We start from the raw sequence: 11307 nt of genomic DNA, 5'->3' as shown, positions 1-11307 counted from the left end.
TAATCCCCGCCAAGAACCTACCCAAAGATTGCCTGTAACATCTGCCAGTAAGTTACCAACACGATAATCAGTTTCTGGCGAATTTTCTTGCACTCCGCGCTCATCGGGCAAAGATTCTACTCGCGGTGGCGGCGCAGAAGGTGGGTAAGCGGGGGTTAAATCAGATGATTTGATGTCAGGAGTTTTTTGTGCCCATCCCATACCTGGCACAGCTATCAACCCAAACAAGATAGAAGTAATCAATAAACTAGTACGCTTGCAAAACAATACCACGGTGACATTTCCTTTGGAGACAGTACCCATAGTCATTACCTAAACTGGCTTTGGGTTAATTTCAGTGTTCCCCTACCTGGTATTTTTTAAACGTCATCTGCAATTTTTCTCAAATTTTATCGGGATTGGGCATTGGGCATTGGGTAGAAAAGGCAGAGGGGCAGAGAGCAGGGGGCGAGGGGGAGAATAAAAAATTACCTCTTTCCCCTCTTCTTTCTGTTTTGCTGCCCTCTTCCCATTCCCCAGTCTCCAAAAGCTTCTTTACAGTTATTTATGACACGTTGTAAAGCATCTGTAATAAAATGTTAAATCTTTATGTAATAACAAAATTAAATATATAAGTTAAAAACTTTGAAAGAATAACTTATCGAATTCTTGATATATTGTGAAATAAGTTACAAATTACGTGGTGTGCAATTTTTATCTTTAAGCTCACCACTCTGCTAAATCTCTGTCAAGTAAATTCTTTTATGGTATCTTTTCCATCAACGGAGAAGGTATAGGGAGTGTAAAGACGGGAATGTGTGCTAGTCAGCCTAATCCCCTGAATACCCCGATTTGTAGGGAAATTATCTAAATGCTACCTGCGAAAAGCAGAAGTTTTGGTGAAATTGAGAAGGTTTAGTTGGGTGCGAAGAAGAGGTAAAAAAGAATTTTGATTCGTAGTCAAGAGGAAACAGTAGAAGCGCTAGGTCGTGTGCCCCTAGAAGGGGATAACACTGGTGAGCAGGGCTACCACCGCTACCAAAAGTGTCCGCCGCAAAAAAACTGCTAACTTTTGCCAAAGACAACCCCTAACAAAAATTTTTCCTGAATCTTCCTCTCGCTCATGAGGGGAAATATCTGGGTGAGGGGAAGTTGCACAAAACGTGATTTGATAATTAACAAGAGTGATTTCAGGGAAGGATAAAATATGTCTTACGCTCAAACGAAGACTCAGAGCAAGTCTGGGTATCAAGCCGGGGTTAAAGATTACAGACTAACTTATTACACACCCGATTACACACCAAAAGATACCGATCTTCTAGCTGCGTTCCGCATGACACCCCAGCCTGGTGTTCCTCCCGAAGAAGCAGGTGCGGCTGTAGCGGCTGAGTCTTCCACAGGTACTTGGACAACTGTGTGGACAGACTTGCTCACCGACCTCGATCGCTACAAAGGTCGTTGCTACGATATCGAACCAGTTCCCGGCGAAGACAACCAGTACATCTGCTACGTTGCCTATCCTTTGGACTTGTTTGAAGAAGGTTCTGTAACCAACGTATTAACCTCAATTGTAGGTAACGTATTTGGTTTCAAAGCTCTGCGGGCACTACGTCTAGAAGATATTCGCTTTCCAGTAGCTTATATCAAGACCTTCCAAGGGCCTCCTCATGGTATCCAAGTTGAGCGCGACAAGTTAAACAAATACGGTCGTCCTTTGCTGGGTTGTACCATTAAGCCCAAATTGGGTCTTTCCGCTAAGAACTACGGACGCGCTGTATACGAGTGCTTACGCGGTGGTTTGGACTTCACCAAAGACGACGAAAACATTAACTCCGCACCATTCCAAAGATGGCGCGATCGCTTCTTGTTCGTAGCTGAAGCTATCAACAAAGCTCAAGCAGAAACTGGTGAAATTAAAGGTCACTACCTAAACGTCACCGCTCCTACTTGCGAACAAATGTTGCAACGGGCTGAGTACGCTAAAGAACTCAAAATGCCCATCATCATGCATGACTACCTCACCGCAGGTTTCACCGCTAACACCACATTGGCTCGTTGGTGCCGCGATAACGGTATCTTGCTACACATTCACCGTGCTATGCACGCTGTAATCGACCGTCAAAAGAACCACGGTATCCACTTCCGTGTATTGGCTAAAGCCCTACGTTTGTCTGGTGGCGACCACATCCACACTGGTACAGTAGTTGGTAAGTTGGAAGGTGAGCGCGGCATCACAATGGGCTTCGTTGACCTGTTGCGTGAAAACTACATTGAGCAAGACAAGTCTCGTGGTATCTACTTTACCCAAGACTGGGCTTCTCTACCTGGTGTAATGGCAGTTGCTTCTGGTGGTATCCACGTATGGCACATGCCCGCACTAGTAGAAATCTTTGGTGATGACTCCGTACTGCAATTCGGTGGTGGTACTCTAGGACACCCTTGGGGTAACGCTCCTGGTGCAACCGCTAACCGCGTCGCCTTGGAAGCTGTTGTTCAAGCTCGTAACGAAGGCCGTAACTTGGCTCGTGAAGGTAACGATATCATCCGCGAAGCTGCCAAGTGGTCTCCTGAACTGGCTGTTGCTTGCGAACTGTGGAAAGAAATCAAGTTCGAGTTTGAAGCAATGGATACCGTCTGATCTGAGTTAACAGTTAAGAGTTAAGAGTTAGAAGTAAAGACGCGATTAGTCGCGTCTGTACAAGAGTTAGGATTTGCATTAATTCATAACTCATAACTACATAACTCATAACTCTTTAGGGCTGGGGTCAAGCATGAATCTTAAGCAAATTGCGAAGGACACAGCCAAAACTCTCCAAAGCTATCTGACTTATCAGGCTCTAAGGACAGTATTGGCACAGCTAGGCGAAACGAATCCTCCATTAGAACTTTGGTTGCATAACTTTTCGTCTGGCAAAATTCAAAATGGTGAGTCATACATTGAGCAACTGCTGAGAGAAAAACCAGATTTGGCTTTGCGAATCATGACTGTCAGAGAACACATTGCGGAAGAAATTGCAGAATTTTTACCGGAAATGGTTCGCACTGGCATTCAGCAAGCCAACATGGAGCAGCGTCGCCAGCATTTAGAACGCATCACACGAATAGACACATCTAACCCCAGTCTGCAACCAGAACAGCAAACAACTTCAGATCAGAATTTGGATAACTTATCCAATTAGTTCGGTCAACCTAGTAGTAAAAAATCGCAACCCATTATCAAAAGCTATGCAAACTTTACCAAAAGAGCGTCGTTACGAAACCCTTTCTTATCTGCCACCCCTGACTGACGCTCAAATTGCCAAGCAGATTCAGTACATTTTGAATCAAGGTTACATTCCAGCGATCGAGTTCAACGAAACTTCTGAGCCAACAGAATTATATTGGACAATGTGGAAGTTGCCTTTGTTCGGTGCTAAATCTACTCAAGAAGTATTGAGCGAAGTTCAAGGATGCCGTTCTCAATTCAACACTAGCTATATACGTGTTGTGGGTTTTGACAACATCAAGCAGTGCCAAGTTCTCAGCTTTCTTGTTCACAAACCTAACAAAGCCACCAGATACTAAAGCTAACAAGCTTTAAGTAATTAATTTATCCCCATAGGAGAGGCAGATAATTCTGCCTCTCCTATTTTTATAACTAAAGAGTCATAACAATTCTGGTAAACCTCAGTATTCAAGTCCCAGGGATTTTGTGCAAGATGAGTGAATTAAAAGTAATTTCAAACACACCATCACCTCGGACTCGCCAAAGTCTGGCTACGGACTTGTTACACGCAGGTTTAACTCCAGAAATGAATGTGATAGTCCACTCTTCACTCAGTTCACTAGGATGGGTTTGTGGTGGTTCAGTCGCAGTAGTTCAAGCACTGATGGATGTGATTACGCCAGCAGGAACTCTCATAATGCCTACCCATTCTGGTGATTTGTCTGATCCTAATACCTGGCAAGCACCAGCTGTCCCTACTAACTGGTGGTCAACTATATATGAAACCATGCCAGCTTTTGATTCAAAAGTCACCCCGACACGAGGTATGGGCAAGATTGTTGAAGCTTTCCGAACTTGGCAAGGCGTGGTGCGAAGTTCTCATCCAGCAGTGTCGTTTGCTGCTTGGGGAAAGCACGCCGAAGAAATTATCTTTGATCATGCCTTAGACAACTCTCTTGGAGAAAATTCACCATTAGCTACTCTTTATGATTTGAACGTTTGTGTGGTGTTATTAGGAGTCGGATACGATCGCTGCACCAGTTTCCATCTGGCTGAGTATCGGGTTGGTGGGACACAGCAAGTTAGCAAAGGTGCGCCAGTTCTAGAAGCAGGACAACGAGTTTGGAAATATTACTCAGATATTGAATTTGACAATGACTGTTTTGTTGACATAGGTAGAGATTTGGAAAACACTGGTCATGTCAAAGTCTCAAAAGTTGGTTCTGCACAAACCAAGCTATTGTCTGTCAGAAACGCTGTTGATTTTGCCGTTGATTGGTTGACAACTCATCCCAGATAGAAGGAGCAATCAGGATACGTTTTGTGACATCAAAATCTTAGAAATTAAGGCATTATCTAGCACATAAACCATGAACTCAATACATCGACAAGAAGTAAGAATTTGTTTTGTTGGTGACTCTTTCGTTAACGGTACTGGCGACCAAGAATGTCTTGGTTGGACAGGGAGAGTATGTGTTAATGCTAATAAAAAAGGTTATGACATTACTTACTATAATTTAGGAATTAGGCGTGATACGAGTACTGATATAGCAAAGCGTTGGTTACAGGAAGTATCACTGCGATTACCCAAAGAATATGATGGCAGAGTTGTATTTTCTTTTGGATTGAATGACACAACATTAGAAAATGGTAAAACTCGCGTGGATTTGGCAGATTCGCTCAAAAATACCCATGAAATTTTAAGCGAAGCTCAAAAGTTATATCCTGTTTTGATGGTTGGCCCCGCACCATACATAGAACAAGAAGATTCTCAAAGAAAGCAAAGAACTATAGATTTATCTAAACAATATGCTTTTATTTGTAAAGGATTAAATGTACCTTATTTAGACGTTTTTCCGATATTAGAAATATCAAATATCTGGATTAATGAAGCAAGAGCCAATGATGGGGTTCATCCTCAAGCAGGCGGTTATGAAGAATTTGCCCAAATAGTAGAAAATTGGGACACTTGGTTAAATTGGTTTCCTGTGATTTAATCGAACATTCAAAGTTAGGATAGTAGTAGCACCTAATTTTTATATCCAAAGGTGGTAATTATGCAGCAAATTACTCTAGCTGAAGCATCTCAAAATTTATCCGACTTAATTGAAGCAGCACTCAGTGGTGAGGAAATTATCATCATCAAAGATAATCAACCTGTTGTGAAGTTAACTCCTGTGTCACCAGTTAAACGCCCCCGTCAACCTGGAAGCGCAAAGGGTTTAATTACAATATCTGATGACTTTGATGCACCACTCGAAGATTTCAAGGAATATATGGAATGAGATTATTGCTGGATACACATACTTTTATTTGGTATGTGACAGATAATTCAAGACTTAGTAATCAAGTAGTAGAGTTAATTAATAATGAAAATAATGAAATTTTGCTAAGTATAGCTAGTCTATGGGAAATAGCTATTAAGCAGAATTTAGGCAAGCTTAGTTTTAATCAGCCATTCGAGATATTCATCACACAGCAACTCAACCTCAACGATTTTAGGTTACTCGATATCAAAATTAGCCACGTTACTGTTGTTGCTACACTATCTTTACATCATCGTGACCCATTCGACCGAATTTTAATTGCACAATCGATAGTAGAAAATATACCTTTACTGAGTGCCGATAAAATTTTTGATGCATATCCAATAAGACTTGTATGGTAAGTAGCGCTCATTTTCTACCAAAAGATAAATAAACAGTCATCACCAAAAAAACTTAACATTACTTTAGGCAGTGCTAGGCAAAGATAATTTTATGGGTTACTACATCGCTCCTCGGTTTCTGGACAAACTGGCTGTCCACATCACCAAAAACTTTCTAAAGCTTCCTGGTGTGCGAGTTCCCGTGATTTTAGGTATTCACGGACGCAAAGGAGAAGGCAAAACATTTCAATGTCAATTAGTCTTCGAGAAAATGGGTATCGAGGTGACTCATGTCTCTGGTGGCGAATTGGAAAGTCCAGATGCAGGAGATCCGGCGCGGTTGATTCGGCTGCGCTATCGGGAAACAGCAGAACTGATCAAAGTACGCGGCAAAATGTGTGTACTGATGATTAACGATTTAGATGCGGGGGCTGGACGCTTTGATGAAGGCACTCAATATACTGTAAATACGCAGTTGGTGAATGCCACACTAATGAATATTGCTGATAATCCCACAGATGTGCAGTTGCCTGGAAGCTACGATTCCACACCTTTACATCGTGTACCGATTATTGTCACAGGTAATGATTTCTCTACTCTCTATGCACCGTTAATTCGGGATGGACGGATGGAGAAATTTTACTGGGAACCAGACAGAGACGACAAGGTGGGAATTGTCAAGGGGATTTTTGAACCTGATGGACTATCGCAGAAGGAAGTTGAACAGCTAGTTGATACATTTGTCAACCAGTCCATTGACTTTTTTAGTGCTTTGCGATCGCGCATTTATGACGAACAAATCCGCAACTACATCCATAAAGTAGGTTTTGAGAAAGTATCCTTGAGTGTGGTTAACAGCACTGAAGGGCCACCAGAATTTAAAAAACCAGATTTCAGGCTGTCTCACCTAATAGAGTCTGGTAACTTCCTCGTTGGAGAACAAAAACGGGTGGAAAATTCCCATTTGGTTGACGATTACAACCGACTGAATCGAGGTAGAAATTCTCAATCTGCACAGCCTGCTGCTGTAACACCAATTAATCAGCCGTCAAGCAATGGTGCAACTCAAGAACCAAAAACGAATGGATTCCAGAAACAGGAAGTATCAAGCCCACATTTAACCCTAGAGACACAAGAACAGATTCGGCAATTATTATCTCAAGGTTACAAAATAAGTATTGAACACGTAGATGAGCGCCGTTTCCGTACAGGTTCTTGGCAAAGTTGTGTTCATAGCCACATTGATGCCGAGTCTGATGCAATCTCAAACTTAGAGGCAACTTTGGCAGAATATAGCGGTGAGTATATTCGCTTAGTAGGTATTGATCCGAAAGCCAAGCGGCGGGTTTTGGAGACAATTATTCACCGTCCGCATGGGAAAAATTAGGAATAATTAGGAATAGATAATTGAGAAAGAGCGATCGCTTTTGTCGATTCTCAAACAACTGGAAAAATATGCTTCCTCAATTTCGGAACTTACGCAAAAAATAGCCCAAAGCTTGATTTTTTAGTAGGGACAATACCCTGCGGGTACTAACTCGTAGAGTAGCCGCAAAGCGTCTACATTAATTGCCCCTACCGCCTGTCGTTTTGCGTAAGTCCTAAATTTGATAGCTGAATCCTTATACCTTAACTACAGGTAGCAGCTGAAGCCGAGTTAACCCTTGTTAAATCGCTAGTGAATACTGCTGTGTATATATAAGGTGATGCACCAGAGCAAGTCATGGAGTTGGTATTAGTGCGGCGGGGAGTCCACCATGACTTTGCTTGCACAGTTAAATTTGTGCCATCCCATGATAGGCTTCTGACAACTAAAGAGTTTGTATTTCCATTATCCGCCTTTTTAGCAGATAAAAATGTAGCATAGTAAACCTCGCCATTGGCTGGATTAATCCGGGCTATAACTGCGACTTTTGGCCCGCCTCCACTACCATAGCTAGACAACCAGCGCCCGGTTGCAAAGCGGCGAAAATCATTACCAGTCTGACTGCCAGTGGAAGAGTAAACGCCGTATAAAAAATTTCCCCCAGTCCAATACAAACCGTAGCCTGTACCGTCGTCATTTGTTGTTTCGTAATCAGTCCTACACCATGTTTTAATACCATTATTAAAACGGATAGTTATAGGGTTTTTGTTATTAGATGAGACTTGCTGATAACCAATGTAAAAGGCTGAACTTCCACTAACTACTCTGGGCCCATTCTTAGCTTTGATAGTCGCTTCACTATCATTGCAACTAAATGTCACAGCATTCCCAATAGATGAATTTACTATTTCGGCAAAAGCTGGAGGGACATTTTGTGTGAGGGCTAAATCAGCTACTAATACGACAGATAAAGAGAAACCTGCCAAATACTTTTGAAATTTTTGAGAATAAATCATGATATAAATCTGCCGAGAAATTGTAAGGGAAAAACACCGTATCACTATAAACTCTAATGAGAGTTTAGACAAGCAAAATTGTTGAAATTCGCAGATAGCAACATTTGCAGCATTACGATAAATGAGGCTAGACTACAAAGTGCTTAACAGAATATGCATGACATTGCATGGTATTAACTGTATATAAAGTTTTCTTATCCAAAGAGCATCATTGAATAGATTGATGATCAATTCAGAATCTAGATGCTCTCTAAGAAATGCCGCATGGGTATGTTGTTAGCCAAGCTAGACTAGACTTGCGCCTCGTGTCACAGATGTGGTGAGGGTACAAAGACTTCATTGATTAAGAAGATTGCAGACTTGCTACTACTGTGATATTCAATTTTTAAGCCAGAATTAATTCTCAATTCTGCTTCTTCACTCTTGAATTCTGTTTGATAAATTGCGACAAATGCTTTTAGAGAACAAATAATATTTGTTCCTTTTTTATCTCTCTTATTAGAAGATTGAATTCATCTTTGAATCCATTGATTTCAGTCCAGCCGATCTTAAGTCAGCTTTTTATAGAATATGTGATGTCCGTTTTTGGAGGAGACATAGATATATTCCTTAAATAGGGTTCTAAAGTTAGTTTGGCTTAGTCAAGCTGTTTTTTGGTTCAGTAAAATTCGTGAATAATTTTATTTCTCATAAAACTAATACATTAATCTGAGTAATTTCTCTTAATTCAGATATTAAATCTAGTTTTTTGGGCAATTGCTTCTTAGTGATGAATATCAGAATATTCATCATAATGGCACGATTTCGTCTTATTTTATCGATACAGAGGGCGGGAATAGCTGATTAGAGGCTCTGCCTTCAGTGATATATTAATATCAGCAGCCCAGATGAATGTATTCTCATACTCCGTATGAGAAGGAGCAAAACAGCAAAACTTCATCAAGCTAGGTTTTTAGGACTTGTATATACACTGTAGCCTTCTAAGCACTGGGGGACAACTCTAAAAAAATTGTGTGTACACCTAAGTTGACAAGGAGAGATATGGTATTTTGGGCTGGAGGTTAGGTATATATTGGACTCATCAACCCAGAAGCGCTAGAAATGCTGCTTCACCACGTCTAAGGGTGAACAATTCCAATAATCGATATGGGAGACAATCAAACCATCAGAGTTAAGACCTAATTCACTCCAACCAGGAATAGAAATCCGTGGCTTCCAGGGGAGAGGAGTATTCCAACTGAGTGTCCACTCAGTTTTAATTGTGTCTCCTAAACGTTGAATATTATGTAAGTCCATCTTGGGATCTAAAAACCAAGTTTGGATAAAATTAATCATTTTTTGATAACGTTTCACACCACGAAATTTATTCAGTGGGTCTTGAAAATAAACGTCTGGAGCGTAAATGCTGTAAGTTTGATTGACTGGGAATCTTTGATAGTCTTCTTTGAGAATTTCAATGATATCCATAATAGTCGCTTTATATTCGATGTCCTCGCTGATAGAGGATATCAGGTTTTTGGCAACTTTATAGTTTTGGGTACTAAATTCAATACAGTTAAAATAGCGGTTGGAAATCGGGTCTATATAAATAAAACCCGCGTAGGCGGGTTAAAAAACCTTAAGTTTCTCTAGTCCGGGATGCGTACTCCTACAGAGAAGCAAGCTACGCGTCAGCGTGCCGGAGGCTTTTTGTTAACGCCAATGTTGGGGTATGTTCAGATTTTCCGGTAGGATTGTTGTGCGATCGCCAAATGCCTGTTCAATCTGCTGTAATTCTAGGTTCTCACATCCGCTCAAGTTTGCCCTAAAGAGATTAGTTTCTTGGAAGTTGGCATCTTGCAGATTAGCTGTACTGAGTAACACGCCTTCTAAGTTGGCCCCAGAAAGTTTTGCGTTTTGCAGGTTACTGCCAATCAGGTTTGCATCTTCGAGGTTGCTACCCTCGAAGTTGGCTTCAAAGAGGTTAGCATCACAAAGAATTGCCCCTTCTAAGTTGGCATCACAAAGAATTGCCCCTTCTAAGTTGGCATCACAAAGAATTGCCCCTTCCAAGTTTGCATCATAAAAGATTGCCTTCGAGAGGTTTGCCTTTCTGAGAATTACGCCTTGCAAATTGGCTTCTGGAAGGGTTGCCTTCGAGAGGTTGGCTTCATAGAAGACTGAGCCACAAAGATTGGTTATTGATAGGTCTGCCTCGGAGAGATTTGCTTGTGTAAAATTTACCCATTGTAAGTTAGCTCCTACGAAAATTGCCTTAGAGAGGTTAGCTTCCGTTAAGTCTGCATTACTGAGGTCTGTATTGCGTAAATCTAGTTTTTGGTTTACTGGATCTTTATGTGAATCGCGTCGCCCAATGACAGTTATCGCTGTTTGAATATCTGTAGGAAGTTTTGATGATACCTGTAACTCGTCCTCATATTTTTGATTTACCGGAGCATTCTCGCGAATAAAAGCAGCAAGAATTTCCATAATTGTCCAATGGTCTTTGGGAGAATCTTTAGCAATTCGTTCTAAAGCATAAATTGCAGCAAACCGCGTTTCAATTTTTTCATTTCCTAGTTGTTCAATTGCTTTAGAAAAGCGTTCGGGAACAATTTCTTGTGGAGTTGGTTGCTTGTAATTAATACCAGTTACTATATTGTTATCCCAAGCTAGTGTTCCAGCAAGGATCTGCATTAACAGACTCTGATTCTCATCCAAAGAAAGTCTGGATGTATAGTAAGCATTAATTATTAATGCTAGTCCTCCAATAATGATCGCAATAGTTGTTAATGCTTGAGTGATATATTCTATTTTTTCTTGGTTTGAAAGTCCTTGAATATTTTCAAATAAGGAAAAGATTAGAGTTAAAGAAAAAATAAATATAACTGAGATAAATACCAGCAAAATCGTGAGTCCATTTGTCTTTATGAAAGACATGTTATAAGTCTTCACATTTGACTCCTTACGGAAATAAATTTAGGTTGATTTTAAGAGCATCCGTAAATATCTGATAGCGTACAAACACGGAACTACTTGACATATACTTAAATTTGTTTAATATAGCAATCCGATTTGATTTCTGAATCACTCGTAGAGGTAAGGGACTGGGAAG

General features: G+C 40.8%; 11 protein-coding genes and 1 pseudogene. 8 read left to right on the top strand and 4 right to left on the bottom strand.

The genetic code is table 11. From position 1 onward, the window contains the following. Positions 1 to 309, bottom strand: a pseudogene (locus tag G1O98_RS19010) (transcriptional regulator); the annotation flags it as partial. Positions 310 to 1186: 877 nt separating this feature from the next. Between G1O98_RS19010 and G1O98_RS19005 the strand changes: the two are divergent. From G1O98_RS19005 to G1O98_RS18970, 8 genes are all read left to right on the top strand, one after another. Next, positions 1187 to 2617: a form I ribulose bisphosphate carboxylase large subunit gene (locus tag G1O98_RS19005; protein WP_163930558.1), complete on the top strand. Its 1431-nt coding sequence runs from the start codon at positions 1187 to 1189 to the stop codon at positions 2615 to 2617. A gap of 133 nt (positions 2618 to 2750) precedes the next feature. Next, entirely contained in the window at positions 2751 to 3158 is a 408-nt protein-coding gene (locus G1O98_RS19000) for a chaperonin family protein RbcX (protein ID WP_012410538.1), read from the top strand. A 46-nt stretch (positions 3159 to 3204) separates the two neighbouring features. After that, entirely contained in the window at positions 3205 to 3543 is a 339-nt protein-coding gene (locus tag G1O98_RS18995; protein WP_114082924.1) for a ribulose bisphosphate carboxylase small subunit, read from the top strand. 134 nt (positions 3544 to 3677) lie between these two features. Continuing rightward, entirely contained in the window at positions 3678 to 4484 is an 807-nt protein-coding gene (locus G1O98_RS18990) for an AAC(3) family N-acetyltransferase (RefSeq protein WP_163930556.1), read from the top strand. Positions 4485 to 4554: 70 nt separating this feature from the next. Next, positions 4555 to 5181: a GDSL-type esterase/lipase family protein gene (locus G1O98_RS18985; RefSeq protein WP_163930554.1), complete on the top strand. Its 627-nt coding sequence runs from the start codon at positions 4555 to 4557 to the stop codon at positions 5179 to 5181. A gap of 60 nt (positions 5182 to 5241) precedes the next feature. Further along, positions 5242 to 5469: a type II toxin-antitoxin system Phd/YefM family antitoxin gene (locus tag G1O98_RS18980; RefSeq protein WP_163930552.1), complete on the top strand. Its 228-nt coding sequence runs from the start codon at positions 5242 to 5244 to the stop codon at positions 5467 to 5469. After that, entirely contained in the window at positions 5466 to 5852 is a 387-nt protein-coding gene (locus G1O98_RS18975; RefSeq protein WP_163930550.1) for a type II toxin-antitoxin system VapC family toxin, read from the top strand. The genes G1O98_RS18980 and G1O98_RS18975 overlap by 4 nt, the downstream gene beginning before the upstream one ends. Before the next feature lie 91 nt (positions 5853 to 5943). Next, positions 5944 to 7218 carry a ribulose bisphosphate carboxylase small subunit gene (locus G1O98_RS18970; RefSeq protein WP_163930548.1) on the top strand — a complete coding sequence of 425 codons (1275 nt, stop codon included), beginning with the start codon at positions 5944 to 5946 and terminating at the stop codon, positions 7216 to 7218. 242 nt (positions 7219 to 7460) lie between these two features. Here the strand turns inward: G1O98_RS18970 and G1O98_RS18965 are convergent, their stop codons facing one another. The 3 genes from G1O98_RS18965 to G1O98_RS18955 all read right to left on the bottom strand — a co-directional run bounded on the left by G1O98_RS18965 (position 7461) and on the right by G1O98_RS18955 (position 11132). After that, positions 7461 to 8213, bottom strand: coding sequence for a hypothetical protein (locus G1O98_RS18965; RefSeq protein ID WP_163930546.1), 753 nt, complete (start codon positions 8211 to 8213; stop codon positions 7461 to 7463). Between the two features lie 1095 nt (positions 8214 to 9308). Next, positions 9309 to 9680 (bottom strand): DUF2358 domain-containing protein, encoded by a 372-nt coding sequence (locus tag G1O98_RS18960; RefSeq protein ID WP_114082919.1) that lies wholly within the window; start codon positions 9678 to 9680, stop codon positions 9309 to 9311. Between the two features lie 225 nt (positions 9681 to 9905). After that, positions 9906 to 11132, bottom strand: coding sequence for a pentapeptide repeat-containing protein (locus tag G1O98_RS18955; RefSeq protein ID WP_163930544.1), 1227 nt, complete (start codon positions 11130 to 11132; stop codon positions 9906 to 9908). Positions 11133 to 11307: the final 175 nt, after the last annotated feature.

This window comes from Nostoc sp. UIC 10630, assembly GCF_010747425.1.
In the GTDB taxonomy this organism is placed as follows: domain Bacteria; phylum Cyanobacteriota; class Cyanobacteriia; order Cyanobacteriales; family Nostocaceae; genus Nostoc.
Note: the sequence above shows the minus strand (reverse complement) of the source record. Positions and strands in the feature narration are given on the sequence as shown.

Excerpts from the sequence above, each read along its gene's own strand:
- G1O98_RS19005 (WP_163930558.1), top strand. The coding sequence starts at position 1,187 with ATGTCTTACGCTCAAACGAAGACTCAGAGCAAGTCTGGGTATCAAGCC.
- G1O98_RS19000 (WP_012410538.1), top strand. The coding sequence starts at position 2,751 with ATGAATCTTAAGCAAATTGCGAAGGACACAGCCAAAACTCTCCAAAGC.
- G1O98_RS18995 (WP_114082924.1), top strand. The coding sequence starts at position 3,205 with ATGCAAACTTTACCAAAAGAGCGTCGTTACGAAACCCTTTCTTATCTG.
- G1O98_RS18990 (WP_163930556.1), top strand. The coding sequence starts at position 3,678 with ATGAGTGAATTAAAAGTAATTTCAAACACACCATCACCTCGGACTCGC.
- G1O98_RS18985 (WP_163930554.1), top strand. The coding sequence starts at position 4,555 with ATGAACTCAATACATCGACAAGAAGTAAGAATTTGTTTTGTTGGTGAC.
- G1O98_RS18980 (WP_163930552.1), top strand. The coding sequence starts at position 5,242 with ATGCAGCAAATTACTCTAGCTGAAGCATCTCAAAATTTATCCGACTTA.
- G1O98_RS18975 (WP_163930550.1), top strand. The coding sequence starts at position 5,466 with ATGAGATTATTGCTGGATACACATACTTTTATTTGGTATGTGACAGAT.
- G1O98_RS18970 (WP_163930548.1), top strand. The coding sequence starts at position 5,944 with ATGGGTTACTACATCGCTCCTCGGTTTCTGGACAAACTGGCTGTCCAC.
- G1O98_RS18965 (WP_163930546.1), bottom strand. The coding sequence starts at position 8,213 with ATGATTTATTCTCAAAAATTTCAAAAGTATTTGGCAGGTTTCTCTTTA.
- G1O98_RS18960 (WP_114082919.1), bottom strand. The coding sequence starts at position 9,680 with ATGGATATCATTGAAATTCTCAAAGAAGACTATCAAAGATTCCCAGTC.
- G1O98_RS18955 (WP_163930544.1), bottom strand. The coding sequence starts at position 11,132 with ATGTCTTTCATAAAGACAAATGGACTCACGATTTTGCTGGTATTTATC.